The following is a 23,531-nucleotide window of genomic DNA, read 5'->3' on the forward strand; positions in this document are numbered from 1 at the left end:
CATTTACATCATTTACAATTCCTATTCTTCTCTTATTTCCGCTTTATTTTCAGCATTTTCAAGTCCTATAATAAGTCTTTTATCTCTTCTGTAAGTATTGAAATATAGATTTCTTGCCACCTTATATAGCCAGGCTCTTATTCCCGTATCCGCAGTCACTACGGTAATTAAGGCCTTTGCAAAGGTTTCCTGCATCAAATCCTCAGAGAGCTGTCTGTTATGGCTCAGTCCATAGAGGTATAAATATATTTCCCTGCTGTATGTCCTATAAACTGCTGCTAAGACATCATTTTCCATAACCCGCCCCCTTTCTTTATTTTTATAATTTTAACTCTTCTTTATTATATAACACCTGTAAGATAAAAATGTTACATATTTTTTGATTTTTCCATAAAAAAAGACAGCCCTATGACTGTCCTTCTACTTAAAAATTACTTGGTGTATACCTTACTGTAATAATGTGAACTTCATTTTTCATTTTAACAACGCGATAAATAATAGTGTAGTTCTTATAAAAAATCTGCCGATATCCTTGATTTGCGTAGGCTCCAATACGCCTTATTGCACCACGTTCCGGCTGCTCTTCTAAACTAAAAATAGACTTCTCCAATCCCTCAACTATTTCCATTGCTGTTGATGGTTCCAAAAGTTCTTCAGCAATATATTTGTAAATCAGCTCCAAATCCTGATATGCTCTCGAATAGATTTTAACAGAGTATTTATTCAAAATATTTTCTCCTTAATGAACTTAGAGCTTCTCTTGCATCAATTAGCACTCCACCTTCAGCAAATTCTTTCTCAGCTTCACTTATCGCATTGTCTGCCTGTGATGTTTCAAGCATTGCATCATATGTTTCAATACTCATAACCACCAAATCACCATATCCATTCTTGGTTATAAAAACAGGCTCATTTTTTTTATGACAAATTTCTGAGATTGCTGTGGTATCTCTCAAATCTGTTATTGGTCTTATTTGCGGCATAGCTCTCTCCTTTTTTTGTATACTATTATAGCATAATTATGTACAAAATGTCAATGACTATCCTCCCACAGCCTCACTCCTGTCTTTAGCCTGTTAAGCCCATCTATGAGGTTCTTTTTGGTGCAGGCTATATTCATCCTAACAAAGCCCTGACCGGATTTGCCGTATTCCCTGCCATCTGTAAGATAAAGCCCCGTAGTAAGCCTAAGCTCCTTTGCAAAGCCCTTACCTTCGTTTTTAAGTCCTCTTACATCCAGCCAGAATAAATAAGTTGCTTCCTTTTCCACTACCTTTATTTCAGGGATTTCCTTAGCTATAAAGTCTAGTACCATCTTCCTGCTGTCATCGAGGTATTCATTAAGGCTGTCAAGCCATTCTCCTCCACCCGTATAGGCTGCAATAGCAGCATCTATAGCAAAGGCATTAGGCTCAGCCACCTCATCCGTATTAAGCCCTCTGTTTACCTTGTTTCTAAGAATCTCATTTGGCACAGATACAGCTGCTGTATGAAGGCCTGCTATATTAAAGGCTTTACCGGGACTTAGGCAGGTTACGCTTATCTCTCTTGCAGTCTCAGACACACTTGCAAATGGTACATATTTCTTTTTGTTTACTGTAAGGTCACAATGAACCTCATCAGATATTACAGTTACACCGTGTTTCTTACACAGCTCTGCCACCCTTATAAGCTCATCCTTAGTCCATATCCTTCCACCCGGATTCTGTGGATTGCAGAGTATCATAAGAGTAGTCTGGGTGTCTGAAAGGTCTTTTTCAAGCTGCCTAAAGTCCATCTCATAGCGGTTATCCTTAAGCACCAAGGGACTTTCAAGAGCAACTCTTCCGTTGTTTAGTATGGAGTTAAAAAATATATTGTAAACAGGAGTCTGGATTAGCACCTTCTCAGCAGGAGTTGTTAGCTTTCTAACAAGGCTTGATATAGCAGGGACTACTCCTGTAGTAAAAATTAACCAGTCCTTTTCCATGGTGAAATTATGCCTGCTCTTCCACCAGCCAATGTAGGCCTCATACCATTCATCAGTTATGCCTGAATAGCCAAAAACTCCATGCTTAACCCTAGCCTCAAGAGCCTTTCTTATAGAAGGTGCGGCCTCAAAGTCCATATCTGCGACCCACATAGGGAGTTCGTTTTCTTCCACCTTCCACTTCTCTGCATTGGTATTTCTTCTGTTTATCTCTTTATCAAAATTAAATGACTTTTCAATATGCATATTTAACCCCTTCTTCTAAGCTCGGTCTCCCTTCCTTCGCCTGAAATAAGCTCAACCTCTGCAAGAGTTACAGGCTTTGGAGCCTCTCCTTCAACTATTATCTTGGTATCATCAGGATTTATATTGTCACCATCCATAATCAGAGTTCCTATCTCCTTAGCCTTTATAGTTCCTCCTTTTGGATTGAAGACGCTGTCAATCTTCCCTGTGATTTCTACATCTACAGTGGAATACTCAAAGGCAAGAGCTGTATTGACAAGCTTACAGTTCTTCATGACAAGGTTTTCTATATAACAGAATCCCTGTAAACTCTCTACTGTACAGTTAATTAGCGTTATATTTTTAGAATTCCAGCCGAAATACTCTCCAACTATAAATGAATCATAGATTACCACATCTTCAGTATTCCAGAAGCTGTCCTTTGAGAGCAGTCTGCAATTATGTACCTCTATGTTCTTACCACCGTCAAAGCAGTAATTACCGTATAGATTCAGCCCGTCAAGGTAGACATTTTCACTGTTTAAACCAAAATAAGCACCCTTTGCTACTACATTTTCAAGTCTTATGTTCTTACACATCCAAAAGGTTTCATTCGCATTCGGAATGGATACATTCTTTAAGTTTACACCATCACATCTACGGAATTCCTTTGGTGCTTCAATCATAGTATCCTCTATATTGATGTTCTCACCATACCAGATTCCGGACCTCGCCATCTCAAAAAATGTGGAGTCCTTCACCTTCACATCCTTAGCATACCAAAGCGGATATTTCCACTTAAACATTGTGTTTACAGCGTTTATATTTTCACCATGTTTTAGTGGAGATTCTCCATCTGCGAATATTGTACTGTCTATATCAAGATCTTTACCATGGAATAGTGCACGTTCTCCCGTGAGAACCTCATTACTTATCTTCTCCATATGTCCACCTTTCTTAAAATTAACATTTATACCTATTTAAATAGTATGCAATAAAATTTTGAATAAGTAAATAGGCTGAAAGAATTTTTATCCACATGTCTGTCACCTGTGAATTCCCTTTTTGCAAAAAAGCCTCTCAGGTGTAATCCCTGAAAGGCCCTTGTTGGTTTATTTGTCTGTATATACGCTTGTATAGACATTCTTATATACCTTATACTTGCCAAATACTTTTCTCTCTTTTGTTTCAAAGTTAATCATATCAAGATAGCAGGTAGCATCTGTGGTGTCTGTTAAGCCGGCTTTTAGGTAAATACTTCTGCTCACATAGTTGATTGGTGCTCCTTGTGCATCGTAAAATACAATGAACATATTTCCGCTCACAGGAAGCTTACCTGTGTTCTTTGAATTAACTGAAACAACTACCTGTTCCTCTGTCTGTGACTTGATACTATCCTTGACCTTAAATTTCTTCTCTGCGTTGGTATAAGTATAAGCTGGCGACCTTGATATCCTTACCATCTTCATGCTTGTCTTTGTAACATCAGGGTCAAATGCACTTGCATTAAATACTATCTTTGCATAACTCTTTTTATTTGGCATAAGTGAGTACACAGAGGTTACTTCTGACAAATACTCAGTACCATCTGTACCCTTTAGAGAGTACTTGAATTTACCATCCTGAAATATAGCCCCTGTCTTATTGGTAACTTCTACAAGGATTTCTCCCTTGCCAATCCTATAAAATTTGTATTCAAATTTTGACTTCTTAACAGTTACATTGATTACTACTGTACCGGTCTTTGTTACGTAGGTTATCTTAGCTTTTCCTGCTTTTTTGGCTTCAAAAACAACCTTCTTATTATTTTTTTTGTCCTTTGATGTCTTGACTACGGACTGGTTAGTATTTTTAATGCTTTTAACCTGTGTGAAGTCAGTTGACTCATAGGCTTCACCAACATACATAACCACCGTCTGAACTCTTCCTGTTCTTGCTGCACTTGCAATAATAGGTGATACTGTAGTCCCTGCAAGTACAAATACCAAAAGGAAAAGCAACAAGTTTTTTGATAGATTTTTCATAAGTTTCCTCCGCTTGTTAAATTTTATTACACATATAATTATATCCAATTTCATAAATTTATCAACTTGTCATTACCTGATGAAGGTTTAATACATTAAGCTTATTATCCGGCTTTTTGTTCTTTTTTGATACTTAACGATATTTTTTTATTTTTAAAACAGGAAGGACCTTTGCGTTTCCGCAAAGGTCCTTCCCTATGTGTATGTGGAAAATATCTACACAACAATTTCCATCCGGCTGCGTTTGTTTGCTCTCTGTTTAGAATTATTCGTTCTCTTTCTTCTTAAACATCATCAAGCCTGCTAAGAGAAGCAGTACGCAACCATTTGCATAAAATACCATATCATCAGTACTTCCTGTCTTAGGAAGGCCCTTAGGTGGATTATCATCTCCAACCTCAATGTTGGTATTCTTGCCCTTTGGCTTCTTGCCCTTTACCACTGAACCCTTTGGTGTATCGCCGTCATCTATTGTAACAACGTCTCCAGGGTTATTAGGTTTCTTTGGATCCGGTGTACTTACAGCCGGACGAGTTGGAACTCCCTGTGGTGTTGGGTCAGGATTAACAGGTACCTGTGGTTCAAATGGGTCAGGATTCTGTGGATCCTGTGGAACCTGAGGAATCTGAGGATCAGGGTATACTGGTGTAGGTGGTATTACAGGGATGTCAGGTGTATATGGCTTCTCTTTATTGAGAACCACGAATCCATCCTGAGTATTTCCTGTTATTGTCTTAGTGTATCCGCTTATGTCTTCTTCATCTACACTGTAATCTATTACCTTACCTGTTTCATCATACTTAGGAAGTGCGAACTCTGTAGTCCAGGTAGTAGCATCTCCTGAAGCTACTGCTGCCTTTGTTACAACTCTGGTTGCAACAACCTTATCGCCATCCTTGATGTTAAGAGTAATGAAAGCTCCTACAGCTCCATCCCACTTCTTTGTTACCTTAACAATTCCATTCTCTGAGTTGGTAATTGTGATGTTGCCATCATTGTTGTCAATTACCTGCTTTGTATAGTTAGCTACATCCTGCTCATCCACTGTATACTTAATCTCGTGGCCGAGTCCGTCATACTTAGGATATGTGCCAAATGCAACTTCCCAGGTGTTAGTTGTGCCGGCCTTAAGAGCTGATGCTGTCACTGTCTTTGTTTCAAGAACTGCGTCACCACGCTTGAGTGAAACAGTAATCTCATCGCCTACCTTACCATACCACTTCTTTGTTACCTTGTATGATACCATCTCTGTGTTGGTAATTGTTACACCACCACACTCAACATCGCCTATTGTCTTGCCATAGTTAGGTATGTTCTCTTCATCAACACTATAGGTAATCTTTCTACCCTTAGAGTCGAATCTGTCAAGATCAACAGGTATTTCCCATACAATTATGTTCTGGTTATCAAAGAGATACTTTCTGGTAATGTCAGCGTCTGTCTTATAAACAGTTCTAACATAGAGTTCTTTTCCGGTCTCTGCATCTTTAATGCGGATTGTAATCTTATCGCCTTCTGCACCAACCCACTTCTTAATAACCTTGAAGTGCTCGCATCCGGTCTCAGTATTGGTAATTGTGAAACCAAGGTTCTGATCTCCCTCTACTGTAGTGCTATATCCGGATATTGCAGACTCTGTTACTGTATAAGCAATCTCATTGCCGGCTGTATCATACTTAGGTAAGTCATCAAATGTCGTTTCCCAAGTATTAAGATCGCCGTTCTTAATTGCGGAAGCAGTTACTGTCTTTGTTGCATAAGGGATGTCGCCTTTGAGTACGGAAACTGTTATCTCGCCTGCAACCTTACCAAGCCATCTCTTGTCTACTCTGATCTTAATCTTTTCGTCGTTTGGCTTTTCAGTATTGGTAATTACGAAACCATCTTTCTGATTTCCACTTATCTCAGTTGTGTAGCCTTCTAACTCAGCCTCTGCAACTGTGTAAGTTATTTCATTATGGTCTGCGTCATACTTAGGTGCTTCAAATGTCAACTCCCAAGTATTCTGATCTCCGTTTACTGCCGCTGATGCATCTACTGTCTTAACCTGAACAATCTGTGTGCCATTCATTAAGGAAACGGTAATCTTATCGCCTACCTTACCAAGCCACTTCTTGTCCACCTTAATTGTTACTTTTTCATCATTAGGTGTTGGATTCTCTTTGTTGGTAATTACGAAACCATCATTCTGATTTCCAACTATTTCAGTTGTATAACCTGCTAATGCAGCCTCTGCAACTGTGTAAGTTATTTCATTACCATCTTTGTCGTACTTAGGTGCTTCAAATGTTAACTCCCAAGTATTCTCATCTCCATCCTTAGCCGCTGATGCATTTACTGTCTTTTCTTCAACAACGCTTGCGCCGTTCATTAAGTAAACAGTTATCTCATCTGCTACCTTACCAAGCCACTTCTTGTCAACCTTAATGGTTATCTTTTCGTCGTGTGGTGTTGGGTTCTCTGTGTTGGTAATTACGAAACCATCTTTCTGATTTCCAGTTATCTCTGTTAGGTATCCGTCTAATGCCTTCTCCATAACAGTGTAAACTATTTCCTTACCTTCAGCATCGTACTTAGGTGCTTCAAAAGAGAACTCCCAGTTATTCTGGTCGCCGTCCTTTGCAGCGGATGCATTTACTGTCTGTGCCTGAACAATATCTGTGCCATTCATTAAGAATACAGTTATCTCATCGCTTACCTTACCAACCCACTGCTTGTTGACTTTAATTACTACCTTCTCGTCATTAGGAGTTGGGTTCTCTCTGTTGATAATTGTGAAGCTTCCGTCGTTGTTATTGATTATCTGCTTCTCGTAGCCCGCTACATCCTGCTCATCCACGGTATACTTAATTTCGTGTCCAAATTCATCGTACTTAGGAACCGGACTAAATGATACTTCCCAAGTGTCTTCTGTTCCGGCTACGAGAGCTGCTCCAGTTATTGTCTTGGTTTCAAGAACTGTATCACCAAGCTTGAATGAAACTGTAATCTCATCGCCTACCTTACCAATCCATTTCTTAAGAACCTTGTAAGATACAAGCTCTGTATTGGTAATTGTTACGCCAGACTCAGTATCTACTATTGACTTGCCGTAGTTAGGTACGTTTTCTTCATCAACACTGTAGGTGATTACTCTACCTTCAGAATCAAATGCATCAAGTTCAACAGGTACTTCCCAAACTGTTACGTTAGGATTTGCTGGGTCTGTAATTCTCTTGAGGTCAGCATCTGTCTTATAAATAGTTCTTACATAGAGCTCTGCTCCTGAATTAGCGTCTTTAATGCGAACAGTAATCTTATCGCCTTCAGCACCAATCCATTTCTTAGTGATCTTGAAGATCTTCTTGCCGCTCTCTGTATTGGTAATTGTGAAGCCATCTTTCTGGTTTCCGCTTACCTTTGCTGTATAGCCAGCGATTGCTGACTCTGTTACGGTATAAACAATCTCCTCACCAGCTGCATTGTACTTAGGTGCTTCAAATGTTGCTTCCCAAGTATTTGCCTCGTTAGCCTTTGCTGCTGATGCATTAACTGTCTTTGTTGCATAAGGTATGTCGCCATTCATTAAGGTAAGAGTGATTTCATTAGCAACTTTACCAAGCCACTTCTTATCTACCTTAATCTTAACTTTTTCAGTGTCCTTATTGATAACGGTGAAGCCATCATTCTGATTTCCACTTACACTTGCCTCATAGCCTGCTATTGCTGACTCTGTTACGGTGTATGCAATCTCATTGCCTGCTGCATCGTACTTAGGTGCTTCAAATGAAACTTCCCAAGTCTTAGCATCGTTAGCCTTTGCTGAAGCTGCATCTACTGTCTTTGTATCAACAACATTAGCGCCATTCATAAGTGAAAGGGTTACCTTTTCAGCTACCTTACCAAGCCACTTCTTGTCTACCTTAATCTTAACCTTTTCGTTGCTTGTGTTAGTTACTGTAAAGCCTGCATCCTGATTTCCGCTAACCTCTGCTGTATAGCCTTCGATTGCTGACTCAGTTACTGTATAAACCACTGCCTTGCCATCCTTGCCATACTTAGGTGCTTCAAATGAAACTTCCCAAGTCTTAGCATCGCCCTGCTTAGCTGATGTAGCATCTACTGTCTTTGTATCAACAACTGTCTCGCCATTCATTAAGGAAAGTGTTATCTGGTTACCTACCTTACCAAGCCACTTCTTATCTACCTTAATCTTAACCTTTTCATCACTTGTATTGGTAATTGTAAAGCCTGTATCCTGACTTCCGCTAACCTCTGCAGTATAGCCTGCAATTGCTGACTCTGTTACTGTATAAGCTACCACTCTGCCATCCTTGCCATACTTAGGTGCTTCAAATGAAACTTCCCAGGTATTAGCATCGTCTGACTTAGCTGACGCTGCATCTACAGTCTTTGTTTCAACAACATTTGTACCATCCATTAAGGAAACGGTTATCTGGTTACCTACCTTACCAATCCACTTCTTGTCTACATTAACCTTTACCTTTTCGGTATTAGTAATAGTAAAGCTTCCGTCGTGATTATCGGTAATTTCTTTGTTATAGTTAGCTACATTCTCCTCATCAACAGTATAGTTAATAAGGTGTCCGAAAGCATCATACTTTGGAACCGGCTTGAATGTAACTTCCCAAGTGTCATTTGTATTAGCCTTGAGATCTGCACTTGTTGCCTTCTTAGTTTCAACAATCTTGTCTCCACTCTTAAGTACAACTGTAATCTCACTGCCTACCTGACCAATCCACTTCTTAATTGCCTTGTAGGAAACTTCCTCAGTATTTGTAATAACGAAGTTATTTTCGCTGCTTACGATAGTCTTACCGTAGTTAGGAACGTTCTCTTCATCAACACTGTAGGTTATCTTTCTTCCTACTGAGTCAAACTTATCAAGCTCAACAGGTACTTCCCAAACTGTTACGTTAGGGTTAGCTGGATCTGTAATTCTTACAAGGTCAGCATCAGTCTTAGTGATAGTTCTTACAAGGAGTTCAGCTCCTGTATCAGCGTCCTTAATGCGAACTGTGATCTTGTCGCCTTCAGCACCGATCCATCTCTTAATAACCTTGAACTTCTCTGTTCCGGTCTGGGTGTTGGTAATTGTGAAGCCATTAGTCTGATCTCCGCTTACCGCTGCCTTATATCCGGATATAGCTGACTCTGTTACTGTATAAACGATTTCTTCGCCAAGTGCATTGTACTTAGGTGCTTCAAATGTAACTTCCCAAGTCTTATCATCACCTGACTTAGCTGCTGATGCGTCAACTGTCTTGGTTGCATAAGGTATAGAACCGTTCATTAAGGAAATAGTTACCTGATCAGCAACTCCTCCGAGCCACTTCTTATCTACCTTAATCTTAACCTTTTCAGTATCCTTATTGGTAATTGTGAAGCCATTATTCTGGTTTCCGCTTACTGCTGCTTCATAGCCTGCAATTGCTGACTCTGTTACTGTGTAAGCTATTTCATTACCTGCTGCATCATACTTAGGTGCTTCAAATGCCAACTCCCAAGTCTTAGCATCGCCGTTCTTAGCTGATGTAGCATCTACTGTCTTAGATTCAACAACGTTTGTGCCATTCATAAGAGATACGGTTATCTGGTTAGCTACCTTACCAAGCCACTTCTTATCTACCTTAACCTTTACCTTTTCAGTATTGGTATTGGTAATTGTAAAGCCTGCTTCCTGATTTCCGCTTACTGCTGCTTCATAGCCTGCGATTGCTGACTCTGTTACTGTATAAGCAACTGCCTTGCCATCCTTGCCATACTTAGGTGCCTCAAATGAAACTTCCCAGGTGTTAGCTTCTCCGGCCTTAACCGCTGTAGCATCTACTGTCTTTGACTCAACAATCTCTGTGCCATTCATTAAGGCTACGGTTATCTGGTTAGCTGCCTTACCAAGCCACTTCTTGTCAACCTTAATCTTAACCTTTTCAGTGTCTTTATTGGTAATGGTGAAGCCTTCAGCCTGATTTCCGCTTACCTCTGCTTCATAGCCTGCGATTGCTGCCTCTGTTACTGTGTAAACAATTGCCTTGCCATCCTTGCCATACTTAGGTGCTTCGAATGAAACTTCCCAAGTACTAGCATCGCCTGACTTAGCTGCTGATGCATTAACTGTCTTCTCATCAACAACCTGTGAACCATTCATTAACTTAATGGCTACACCTGAAGCTACTTTACCAAGCCACTTCTTATCAACTCTAATTACTGTCTTTTCGGTGTTAGTAATAGTGAAGCTTCCGTCGTTGTTGTTTGTTACTTCTTTTACATAGTTAGCTGCATTCTGCTCATCAACTGTGTAGTTAATAAGGTGTCCGAAAGCATCATACTTTGGAACAGGCTTGAATGTAACTTCCCAAGTATCGTTTGTTCCAGCCTTAAGATCTGCACTTGTTACCTTCTTAGTTTCAAGAACTCTCTCTCCACTCTTAAGTACAACTGTAATCTCACTGCCTACCTGTCCAACCCACTTCTTATCTACCTTGAAGGAAACTTCCTCAGTGTTTGTGATAACGAAGTTATTTTCACTGCTTACGATGGTCTTACCGTAGTTAGGAACATTCTCTTCATCAACACTGTAGGTTATCTTTCTACCTACTGAATCGAACTTATCAAGTTCAACAGGTACTTCCCAAATTGTAACGTTAGGGTTAGCAGGATCTGTAATTCTTACAAGATCAGCATCTGTCTTATTGATGGTTCTTACAAGGAGTTCAGCTCCTGTATCAGCGTCTTTGATGCGAACTGTAATCTTCTCGCCTTCAGCGCCGATCCACTTCTTAATAACCTTGAACTTCTCTGTACCGGTCTGAGTATTGGTAATTGTGAAACCGTTATTCTGGTTACCGCTTACCGCTGCCTTATATCCGGTTACTGCTGACTCTGTTACTGTATAAGCGATTTCTTCGCCAAGTGCATTGTACTTAGGTGCCTCAAATGTAACTTCCCAAGTCTTAGCATCGCCGCTCTTTGCTGCTGATGCGTCAATTGTCTTTGTTGCATAAGGTATATTGCCGCTCATTAAGGAGATAGTTACCTGATCTGCTACTCCACCAAGCCACTTCTTATCAACCTTTATCTTAACCTTTTCGGTATCCTTGTTGACAATAGTAAATCCTGTAGCCTGATTTCCGCTTACCTTAGCTTCATAGCCTGCGATTGCTGACTCTGTTACTGTGTAAGCTATCTCATTACCTGCTGCATCATACTTAGGTGCTTCAAATGAAACTTCCCAGGTCTTTGGTTCGCCTGACTTAGCTGCTGATGCATTTACTGTCTTAGCTTCAACAACGTTAGTGCCATTCATAAGTGATACGGTTATCTCGTTAGCTGCCTTACCAAGCCACTTCTTGTCAACTTTAATCTTAACCTTTTCGTTGTCTCTGTTGACAATTGTAAAGCCTGTAGCCTGATTTCCGCTTACCTCTGCTGTATAGCCTGCGATTGCTGCCTCTGTTACTGTGTAAGCTGCTTCCTTACCGTCATTGCCATACTTAGGTGCTTCAAATTCTACTTCCCAAGTCTTAGCATCGCCGTTCTTAGCAGACGCCGCATCTACTGTCTTAGTTGCAACAACTTCAGTACCATTCATTAAGGATACGGTTATCTGGTTTGCTGCCTTACCAAGCCACTTCTTGTCAACCTTAACCTTAACCTTTTCAGTGTCTTTATTGGTAATGGTGAAGCCTTCTGCCTGATTTCCGCTTACCTTAGCTTCATAGCCTGCAATTGCTGACTCTGTTACTGTATAAGCTATTTCTTTTCCTGCTTCATCGTACTTAGCAGCATCAAATGATACTTCCCAAGTACTTGCATCGTTTGCCTTAGCTGCTGATGCGTTAACTGTCTTAGACTCAACAACTCTGTTACCGTTCATAAGAGATACGGTTATATGGTTAGCTACCTTACCAAGCCACTTCTTGTCAACCTTAATCTTAACCTTTTCAGTGTCTCTATTGGTGATGGTGAAGCCATCCTTCTGATTTCCGCTTACATTTGACTCGTAACCGGCTATTGCTGACTCTTTAACTGTATAAGCAATCTCTTCGCCATTAGCGTCGTACTTAGGTGCTTCAAATGTAACTTCCCAAGTCTTCTCATCGCCCTGTTTAGCGGATGTTGCATCTACTGTCTTCTCTTCAACAACTTCTGTGCCATTCATTAAGGAAATGGTTATCTGGTTTGCTACCTTACCAAGCCACTTCTTGTCAACTTTAATCTTAACCTTTTCAGTGTCCTTATTGGTAATTGTAAAGCCTGCATCCTGATTTCCGCTTACCTCAGCCTTATAGCCTTCAATTGCTGACTCTGTTACTGTATAAACAACTTCATTACCATCCTTGCCATACTTAGGTGCTTCAAATGAAACTTCCCAAGTCTTAGCATTTCCGATCTTAGCTGATGATGCATCTACTGTCTTGGTCTCAACAACCTCAGTACCGTTCATAAGCTTAACGGTAATCTCTGAACCTACCTTACCAAGCCACTTCTTGTCAACTCTAATCTTAACCTTTTCAGTGTCTGTATTGGTAATGACAAATCCATCATTCTGATTTCCGCTAACCTCAGCCTTATAGCCTGCGATTGCTGCTTCTGTTACTGTGTAAGCTATAGCATTGCCGTCTTTGCCATACTTAGGTGCTTCAAATGAAACTTCCCAGGTCTTAGCATCGCCAGACTTAGCTACTGTCTTCTCTTCAACAACTTCTGTACCATTCATTAACTTAATGGTTACGCTGCCTGCTACCTTACCAATCCACTTCTTGTCTACTATAATCTTAGTCTTTTCATTGTTGATAATGGTGAAGCTTCCGTCGTTGTTATTGGTTATTTCTTTTACATAGCCATCTACATTCTGCTCATCAACTGTGTAGTTAATTATATGTCCTAAGCTATCATACTTTGGAACAGCCTTGAATGTAGCTTCCCATGTGTTGTTTGTTCCGGCCTTGAGATCAGCGCTTGTAAGCTTCTTAGTTTCAAGAACCTTATCTCCGCTCTTAAGTGAAACAGTTACCTCGTTGCCTACCTTACCAAGCCACTTCTTAGTTACCTTGAAGGAAACTTCCTCAGTGTTTGTAATAACGAAGTTATTTTCGCTATTTACAATAGTCTTACCGTAGTTAGGTACGTTTTCTTCATCAACACTGTAAGTAATCTTTCTACCTACAGAATCGAACTTGTCGAGCTCAACAGGTACTTCCCAAATTGTTACATTAGGGTTTGATGGATCTGTAATTCTTACAAGATCAGCATCAGTCTTATTGATGGTTCTAACAAGGAGTTCTGCTCCTGTATCAGCATCCTTGATGCGTACGGTAATCTTATCACCTTCTGCACCAACCCATCTCTTGATAACCTTGAACTTCTCTTTTCCGGTCTGAGTATTGGTAATTGTGAAGCCATTCTTCTGGTCTCCGCTTACCGCTGCCTTATATCCGGATACAGCTGCCTCAGTTACTGTATAAGCAATCTCTTCGCCAAGTGCGTTGTACTTAGGTGCTTCAAATGTAACTTCCCAAGTCTTTGCATCGCCTGACTTAGCTGCTGATGCGTCTATTGTCTTTGTTGCATAAGGTATTGTACCATTTAATAATGAAATAGTTACCTGATCTGCAACCCCGCCAAGCCACTTCTTATCAACCTTAATCTTAACCTTTTCAGTATCCTTGTTGATAATTGTAAATCCTGTCTTCTGATTTCCGCTTACACTTGTGTCATAGCCTGCTACCGCTGACTCAACTACTGTATAAGTTATCTCATTGCCTTCTGCATCGTACTTGTCTGCTTCAAAAGAAACTTCCCAAGTCTTTGCATCATTAGCCTTAGCTGATGTGGCGTCTACTGTTTTCTCTTCAACAACCTGACTACCGTTCATTAACTTAAGTGTAATCCTGTCGCCTACCTTACCAAGCCACTTCTTGCTAACATTAATCTTAACCTTTTCAGTGTCCTTATTGGTAATTACGAATCCTGCAGACTGGCTTCCGCTTACTTCTGCCTTATATCCTGCGATTGCTGACTCTGTTACTGTATAAGCTATCTCATTGCCTGCTTCATCATACTTAGGTGCTTCAAATGATAACTCCCAAATCTTTGAATCGCCTGATTTAGCTACTGTCTTCTCTTCAACAACCTGTGTACCGTTCATTAACTTAACAGTTACACTGTCTGCTACCTTACCAAGCCACTTCTTGTCAACCTTAATCTTAACCTTTTCAGTGTCTCTGTTGGTAATTACGAATCCTGCAGACTGGCTTCCGCTTACTTCTGCCTTATATCCTGCGATTGCTGACTCTGTTACTGTATAAGCTATCTCATTGCCTGCTTCATCATACTTAGGTGCTTCAAATGATAACTCCCAATTCTTTGAATCGCCTGATTTAGCTACTGTCTTCTCTTCAACAACCTGTGCACCGTTCATTAACTTAACAGTTACACTGTCTGCTACCTTACCAAGCCACTTCTTGTTAACATTAATCTTAACCTTTTCAGTGTCTCTATTGGTAATTACGAATCCTGCAGACTGGCTTCCGCTTACTTCTGCCTTATAACCTGCGATTGCTGACTCTGTTACTGTATAAGCTATTTCTCTACCGGCTGTATCATACTTAGGTGCCTCAAATGATAACTCCCAAGTCTTTTCTTCGCCAGTCTTAGCAACTGTTTTTTCTTCAACAACCTGTGTACCGTTCATTAACTTAACAGTTACACTGTCTGCTACCTTGCCAAGCCACTTCTTGTCAACTTTAATCTTAACCTTATCAGTGCTTGCATTAGTAACAGTAAATCCTGCTGCCTGGTTGCCACTTACCTCTGCCTTATAGCCTGCTATTGCTGACTCTGTAACAGTATATGTAACTTCTTTGCCATCCTTGCCGTACTTAGGTGCTTCAAATGAAACTTCCCAAGTGTTAGCTTCTCCAGCCTTAGCTGATGCTGCATCTACTGTCTTTGTATCAACAACTTCACTACCATTCAATAAGGAAAGTGTAACTTTCTCGCCTACCTTACCAAGCCACTTCTTGTCAACCTTAATCTTAACTTTTTCAGTGTCTTTATTGGTAATGGTGAAGCCTTCGTTCTTATTGCCGCTTACACTTGCCTCATAGCCTGCGATTGCTGACTCTGTTACAGTATAAGCTATTTCTTTTCCATCCTTGCCATACTTAGGTGCTTCAAATGAAACTTCCCAAGTAGTTGCATCTCCGGACTTGGCTGCTGATGCGTTAATTGTCTTCTCACCAACAACTTCTGTACCATTCATTAACTTAACGGTTACTTCATTAGCTACCTTACCAAGCCACTTCTTATCAACTCTAATTACAGTCTTTTCAGTGTTAGTAATGGTGAAGCTTCCGTTGTTATTGTTTACTACATTCTTTTCATAGTTAGCTACATCCTGCTCATCAACTGTGTAGTTGATCATGTGTCCTAAGCTATCATACTTTGGAACAGCCTTAAATGTAACTTCCCATGTATCGTTTGTACCAGCCTTAAGATCAGCACTTGTAACCTTCTTGGTTTCAAGAATCTTATCTCCGCTCTTAAGAGTTAATGTAATCTCATTACCTACCTGACCAAGCCACTTCTTAGTTACCTTGAAGGAAACCTCTTCTGTGTTGGTAATGGTAAATCCATCACTGCTCTTAACAACTGTCTTACCGTAGTTAGGTAATTTCTCTTCGTCAACGCTGTATGTAATCTTTCTACCTACAGAATCAAACTTATCAAGCTCAACAGGTACTTCCCAAATTGTTATGTTAGGGTTTGAAGGATCTGTTATTCTCTTAAGGTCAGCATCTGTCTTATTGATGGTTCTAACAAGGAGTTCAGCTCCTGTATCTGCATCCTTGATGCGTACAGTAATCTTGTCACCTTCTGCACCAATCCATCTCTTGATAACCTTGAACTTCTCTGTTCCGGTCTGAGTATTGGTAATTGTGAAACCATTCTTCTGGTCTCCGCTTACCGCTGCCTTATATCCGGATACAGCTGCCTCGGTTACTGTATAAGCAATCTCTTCGCCAAGTGCATTGTACTTAGGAGCTTCAAATGTTACTTCCCAAGTCTTAGCATCACCTGACTTAGCTGCTGATGCGTCTATTGTCTTTGTTGCATAAGGTATTGTACCATTCATTAATGAAATAGTTACCTGATCTGCAACTCCGCCAAGCCACTTCTTATCAACCTTAATCTTAACCTTTTCAGTATCCTTGTTGATAATTGTAAATCCTGTCTTTGCGGTTCCGCTTACACTTGCTTCATAACCTGCAATTGCAGACTCTGTTACTGTATAAGCTATTTCTTTTCCTGCTTCATCATACTTGTCAGCTTCGAAAGAAACTTCCCAAGTCTTAGCATCTCCTGACTTAGCTGCTGATGCGTTAACTGTCTTCTCACCAGCAACCTTAGTGCCATTCATAAGCTTAACGGTAATCTGTGAACCTACCTTACCAAGCCACTTCTTGTCAACCTTTATCTTAACCTTTTCAGTGTCTTTATTGGTAATGATAAATCCTGATATCTGATTTCCGCTTACCTTTGTCTCATAACCTGCTACTGCTTCCTCTGTTACTGTATAAGTAATCTCATTACCTGCTTCGTCATACTTATCAGCATCAAATGAAAGCTCCCAAGTCTTGCCATCGCCATCCTTAGCTGACGCAGCATCAACTGTCTTTGTATCAACAACCTTAGTGCCGTTCATAAGCTTAACGGTAATCTGTGAACCTACCTTACCAAGCCACTTCTTGTCAACCTTAATCTTAACCTTTTCGGTGTCTTTATTGGTAATAGTAAATCCTGCACTCTGATTTCCGCTTACACTTGCCTTATATCCTGCAATTGCAGACTCTGTTACTGTATAAGCTATTTCCTTACCTGTATTGTCATACTTGTCTGCTTCAAAAATAACTTCCCAGGTCTTTGCATCACCTGATTTAGCAAATGTTGAATTTACTGTCTTTGTACCTACAACCTTAGTACCGTTCATAAGGGATACGGTAATCTCATTAGCTACCTTACCAAGCCACTTCTTGTCTACCTTAATCTTGACCTTTTCTGTGTCTTTATTGGTAATTGTAAAGCCATCCTTCTGATTGCCGCTTACCTTTGTTTCATAACCTGGTACTGCTTCCTCTGCTACTGTATAAGTAATCTCATTACCTGCTTCATCATACTTATCAGCATCAAATGAAAGCTCCCAAGTCTTGCCATCGCCGTCCTTAGCTGCCGATGCATCTACTGTCTTTGTATCAACAACCTTAGTGCCGTTCATAAGTTTAACGGTGATCTGTGAACCTACCTTACCAAGCCACTTCTTGTTAACATTGATCTTAACCTTTTCAGTGTCTTTATTGAGAATGGTAAATCCTGTAGCCTGATCTCCTCTTACTTCAGCCTTATAGCCTGCAATTGCAGACTCTGTTACTGCATATACTACTTCTCTTCCGTCTTCACTATACTTAGGTGCTTCAAATGAAACTTCCCAAGTCTTAGCGTCGCCGTCCTTAGCTGCTGATGTATCTACTGTCTTCCTATCAACAACCTTGGTGCCATCTAAAAGTGCTACTGTAATCTGTGAACCTACCTTACCAAGCCACTTCTTATCAACTTTAATCTTAACTTTTTCAGTGTTTGTGTTGGTAATTGTAAATCCGTCTTTCTTGTTTCCGCTTACCTTAGCATCATAGCCTGCAATTGCTGACTCTGTTACTGTATAAGCAATTTCTTTACCGTTTTCATCATACTTATCTGCTTCAAAGGTTACTGCCCAAGTATTAACAGCTCCTGCCTTAGCAAATGTGTCATTTACTCTCTTAGTGCTAACAACCTTAGAACCATCCATTAAGGAAATGCTAATCTCAGATGCTGCCTTGCCAAGCCACTTCTTATCAACTTTAATCTTGATCTTTTCTGTGTCTCTGTTGGCAATAGTGAAGCCATCCTTCTGATTTCCGCTTACCTTAGTCTCATAACCAGGTACTGTTTCTTCCTTAACTGTATAAACTATTTCTCTACCTGTGTCGTCAAACTTACGTGCTTCAAATTCTACTTCCCAGGTATTTGGATCTCCGTCCTTAGCTGCTGATGCATCTACTGTCTTTGTATCAACAACATCTGTACCATCCATCAATTTAAGGGTAATCTGTGAGCCTACCTTACCAAGCCACTTCTTATCTACCTTTATCTTGATCTTTTCTGTACTTATATTGGTAATTGTAAATCCTTCTGACTTAGTTCCACTTATATCAGCCTTGTATCCTTCGATTGCAGCCTCTGTTACAGTATAAAGAGCTCTAGAGCCGTTTAAGCTGTACATAGGTGCTTCGAATGAAACTTCCCAAGTACTTTGGTCGCCTTCTTTTGCTGATGAAGCATCAATTGTCTTGGTTTCTACAACTCTTGTACCTTCCATCAAGGAAAGAGTTACCTTGTCACCAATCTTGCCAAGCCACTTCTTATTTACCTTAACCTTAACCTTTTCATCATTGGTATTGGTAATTGTAAATCCGTTCTTTGCATCTCCGGTTATCTCAGCCTTATAGCCTCTGATAGCCACCTCGGTTACTGTATAATGAATTAAATTGCCATTATCATCATACTTAGGAACTATAAATCTAGTTTCCCAACCCTTTGCATTCTTCACAGGAGGTGCTGATAATGTCTGCTCTTCAACAACCTTTTCACCATTCATTAACTTAAGCTTAACTTCGTAACCTACCTTACGAATCCATCTCTTGTTAACGATAATTTCAGTGTTTTCGGTGTTTATAATAGTAATGTTGCCATCTTTATGGTCAATTACCTTATTGGTGTATCCAGAGCCAGGAGAAGTAATCTCTTCAACTGAATACCTAAATGCATTGCCCCATCTGTCATACTTTTCAACAGGGGCAAAAGTAACTTCCCACTCATTGTTTGTACCGGCTTTGAGGTCTGCCTTAGACATAGTCTTAGTCTCTATAACCTCTTCACCTTTTTTAAGAACTACTGTAATATCATTGCCTATCTTACCAAACCATTTCTTGGTAACCTTGTAAGCAACTGTCTCTCTGTTTTCAATGATATACCTATCACATATATAGCCATACTTATCGGTTTCTACACCCGGTTTGTAAATATATGTGTTGTAGCCAGGTATTGGATCTTCATCCACTGTGTAGGTTATGCTGTCGCCATTAACACCGTATTTGTCAAGGTCAACAAATACTTCCCAGGTAACATAACCAGGTGTTGCATCATATGTAGTTCTCTTAAGATCAGGGTCATTTCTGTGTATTGTTTTAACAAAAAGCTCTTTTCCTGTAGCTTTATCCTTAAAACGAACAGTAATCTGATCGCCCTCTTTACCTATCCAGTTCTTTACAATCTTGTACTTCTCTTTTTTTGTCTTTGTGTTGACAATTGTGAAGCTTCCATCATTGGCTTTGATAACCTTTGCAATGTAACCGGATATAGCTGTTTCTGTTACAGTGTAATCAATCTTTCTGCCCTGAGTGTCGTACTTAGGAGCTTCAAAAGTTACTTCCCATGTATTTGGTCTTTTAGCAAAAGACTCATCTATGGTTTTTGTAGCATAAGGAAGAGTGCCGTTTAACAACTGAATTGTTGCATTCGTAGCTGTCTCTCCAACCCAGGTCTTGTATACCTTAACCTTAACCTTTTCAGTGTTGGTTATAGTAAACTGAGTGTTGCTGTCTTTTGAAACAGTTGTGTTATAGCCTTCTAAAGCTGTCTCCTCAGCACTGTACTCTATAGGTGTGCGTGAAGCATCAAACTTATTAACTTCATATGGAACTTCCCATATTGTAACGTTTGGCTGTGAAGGATCTTTCCTCTCAACAAAGCCCTTAGTATTTCTGGTAACTGTTACCTTGTCGAGAACCTCTTTAGTATTCGCATTCTTAATTGTGATTGTAATAGAGTCACCGACTCTTCCAATCCACTTCTTAATAATCTTGATTTTCTCTTTTGGTTCAGGTAATTTCTTGTTTGTAATAACGAAGCCACTATCCTGATTACCTGTGATTTCTGTTTCATAACCGTCTAAAGCAGTTTCTGTTACAGAATACTTAATAGGCTGATTTTTATCATCATACTTATCAACGTCGTTAAAGGTAAATTCCCAAACTGACTTATCAGCACCAAGATTGATGGTCTGCTTCTGAACTACCTTTGAGCCGTTCTTAAGAGCGATTTCAATAGGACCGGCAGGGATTCCTGCTTCACCATTGTTATTCAACCATTTCTTTGTAACCTTGATGTTTATCTTTTCGTTCTTATGCTCTTCCTTGTTATTGATAACAAAGTTTCCAGCTGAATCTTTTGTAATTACAGCCTTCTCATAACCCTGTACAGCTTCCTCTTCTACGTAGTACTTGATTTCCCTACCGTTATCATCATATAAAGGAACAGGCTTAAATGTAAAATCCCATGTAGTTTTACCTACATATTCAGACTTATTTAATACCTTAGTCTCAACAGGCTGTGTAGAACCTTCCTTCATCAAGTGAACAATGATTCTATTACCTACCTGACCAGGCTTTCCTTCTCTGTTTACCCAGTTCTTCTTACCGCTGAAGCTAACAGATGGAACATTTACGATAGTAAACTGATCATCGGTATCTTTCTCTACTGTACCGACATAGTTAGGCATCTTAACTTCTTCAACTTCATAAGATATCTCAGCACCAGTATCAGTGTACTTATCTACTTCTATAGGAATTATCCAAGTAGTAATGTTATTCTTCTTGTCAATAAGCTTCTGAAGACCTTTATAGTTCTCGTCTACTTTTACTTTCTTAATAAGTGCATTGTTAGCTGAATTTCTTACATTTATATAAATTTCAGAACCAACAGGTCCAATCCACTTCTTAATAACCTTTAGTTCTTTACGCTCAATATTGATGATTGTGTGACCATTGGTATCATCACAAAGAGCCTTTATTGTATAGCCATTCATTTTAGCTTCGTCAACAGTATACTTGATTTCATTCTTTGAAGAGTCATACTTAGGCGCTTCAAAAACGATTTCCCAGGTATCGCTGTTGCCGTTAGGAAGGTCTGCTTTATTAATTGTTCTTTCTTCAATAACCTTGTTTGTCTTAGCATCCTTAAGCACAAGAGTTATAGAGTCAGCAATCTTACCAAACCATTTCTTAACAACTTTAATCTTGGTTGTTTCTGTATTGGTAATAACAAAACCATTGTTATCATCACCAGTGATAGTTGAGTTATATCCGTCTACCTTTGTCTCATCAATATTGTACTTTACTTCTTTTCCGGAAGCGTCATACTTATCATAAGGACCAAATGTAGCCTTCCAGCCGTCTTCTCTTGTGATTCTCTTTGATTCAACAACATTACCGTCAGTTGTCTTAAGGGTAACGTTTACAGAATCAGCCTTTATATTTCCAATCCAATTCTTTGTTACTTCTACACTCTTCTGAGATTTGCATTCAAAATTAGGTACATTAAGCCAAGTCTTCTTAACCCTTCTCTTTGTCTGGCCATCGTTGAAATAACCAAATGCAAGAGGCTGAGAAGTGTTGCCTGGAGTTGTAAAAATCATTATATGATAGTTATCAGGAATATTGAAATTCTGTCTAGCTATCTTCTGCATGTGAGACTTGAAGTTTGCAGGTATTACAGCATCCTGCTCATTAGGGAACATCTCTTCTATGGTGCCGTTTGCGCGCTCAAGATCAAAACGGTAGTGAGCACGTCTGGTTCCCCAGATACCACCTGTTACAGCCCAAACCATAGCCTGCTTTAAGTGGTATGTATAGTCAAAATCATTATACTTACCTGTTTTTGCGTTATTGATATAATTATCAGCAGCGATTTTTCTGGCACCGCTAATACGATCAACCTGAATACCGTCTAAGCTAAAGTTGTTCTCTGTTGTATAGTACAGAGTCTTACGCAATAAATCAGAAATGCTGTTTGTACCAAAAGTGTGTCTTATCTCACTAGCAATACTGTTTGTAGCAGTACCATACGCATAACGAGAAAAGTTATATCTTGCTCTCTGTAATGTAACCTTTACAAAGCCAGGGAGAGATATTACGTTAAGTTTGTCTTTTTTGTGTGCCTCAGCATATATTGCCTGCCAGTCATAAATCCTAGGAACAATATATTTAGCAAGTGTAGCATCGTCCGGATCCTTTATAGGAATCATGTTAGTGCCGGCAGCTAATGCCACATCTGTATTAATACAGAATGCCTGAGTGCTACGGCTCTTTCCGTTAATGGTATAGTCTACGAATATCTTTTGATCGTATCCTCCCGTTTTAACTTCTCTAGCCCTAAAACTTACCGCATCATCATAAGGATCAACGATTTCTTCGCCGTCTTTGAGGTATACATTAACATTCTTGGTAGTTTCGCCATAATTAATGTTCTTATCGCCATCTACCAATCTGATAGTATATTTTGCCTCTTTAACCTCTAACTCGTGGCCTTTAAAAATAATATTGCCACCTGCGTCATTAGTGGTTCTGTCGACAACACTGCCATTTGAGTCTACTAACTCAAACTGGAATTTGCCTGCCGGAGGATTCTTCCCGTCAAGCGTAATCTTAGCCATGACATTCTTGCTGGCTAATTGCTCTTCATGTCCTGATGCCTGTGATAAGAACGGTACTCCGTTGATCATGCCGATCAGCATACAGAGTATCAGCACCACTGACAGTATGAAGTAGCGAGATTGTACTGACTTGCTTCTCACGTTTTTCATAGCTTCTCCTTTTCTTGCTTTTTTGATTTCTAAAAATGAATGTTTTTGTCTCGAAAAGTATATTTTGTAACCGAATTTTTGGTTTTGAACAGAATACACTTTCAATATTAAACACATTCTATCATCAATTGGTTACATTTTAGTTACATTTCGCAAGTTCATTAAGGTTGGCTATAATTATTTTGGAATTAATTAGATTTCGCACGATATAATACATATCTATTTAGTATGTGTTATACGTTTTAAATAAAATATTAAGTATATCTTTAATCTATTTTATTATATTTTTTAGCTTATCAAAAAATCACCCTCAAATCTTTAGTAACAAAACCAGTCTTTTTACCATAAAAATGTGAATCTAAAAAAAGCAAAATGTAACCCTGAATAAAACAAATGGTTACATTATTAGTGTTATGCATTTTAATGTTTTAACAAAATTCCTATTTAGAGACAAAAAAGACCCTCCGATTTACGGAAGATCTTTTCTATACTGACACATTCAGGCTCTTACACATAGTTCTGGTATTTATATACAATTTTATGTCAATAATTATTATTAATTTTAATGATT

General features: G+C 39.4%; 7 protein-coding genes. All 7 read right to left on the reverse strand.

Annotation, left to right across the window (positions count from 1 at the left end):
• Window positions 1-21: 21 nt before the first annotated feature.
• The 7 genes from JJN12_RS11590 to JJN12_RS11620 all read right to left on the reverse strand — a co-directional run bounded on the left by JJN12_RS11590 (window position 22) and on the right by JJN12_RS11620 (window position 22,960).
• Complete coding sequence (locus tag JJN12_RS11590) at window positions 22-297, reverse strand: sigma factor (protein WP_208429836.1); 276 nt, start codon at window positions 295-297, stop codon at window positions 22-24.
• Between the two features lie 127 nt (window positions 298-424).
• Window positions 425-727 (reverse strand): type II toxin-antitoxin system RelE/ParE family toxin, encoded by a 303-nt coding sequence (locus JJN12_RS11595; protein WP_208429837.1) that lies wholly within the window; start codon window positions 725-727, stop codon window positions 425-427.
• A complete protein-coding gene (locus JJN12_RS11600; protein WP_208429838.1) occupies window positions 720-983 on the reverse strand; it encodes a type II toxin-antitoxin system prevent-host-death family antitoxin in 264 nt (87 codons plus the stop codon). Before JJN12_RS11600 ends, JJN12_RS11595 begins: the two co-directional genes overlap by 8 nt.
• 50 nt (window positions 984-1,033) lie before the next feature.
• A complete protein-coding gene (locus tag JJN12_RS11605; RefSeq protein ID WP_208429839.1) occupies window positions 1,034-2,215 on the reverse strand; it encodes a MalY/PatB family protein in 1,182 nt (393 codons plus the stop codon).
• Window positions 2,216-2,217: 2 nt separating this feature from the next.
• A complete protein-coding gene (locus tag JJN12_RS11610; RefSeq protein ID WP_208429840.1) occupies window positions 2,218-3,138 on the reverse strand; it encodes a DUF3737 family protein in 921 nt (306 codons plus the stop codon).
• Window positions 3,139-3,306: 168 nt separating this feature from the next.
• Window positions 3,307-4,218, reverse strand: coding sequence for a hypothetical protein (locus JJN12_RS11615; protein ID WP_208429841.1), 912 nt, complete (start codon window positions 4,216-4,218; stop codon window positions 3,307-3,309).
• A gap of 265 nt (window positions 4,219-4,483) precedes the next feature.
• Window positions 4,484-22,960, reverse strand: coding sequence for a Cna B-type domain-containing protein (locus JJN12_RS11620; RefSeq protein WP_208429842.1), 18,477 nt, complete (start codon window positions 22,958-22,960; stop codon window positions 4,484-4,486).
• Window positions 22,961-23,531 lie beyond the last annotated feature (571 nt).

Source organism: Catonella massiliensis (assembly GCF_016651435.1).
Classification (GTDB): Bacteria; Bacillota; Clostridia; order Lachnospirales; family Lachnospiraceae; genus Catonella; species Catonella massiliensis.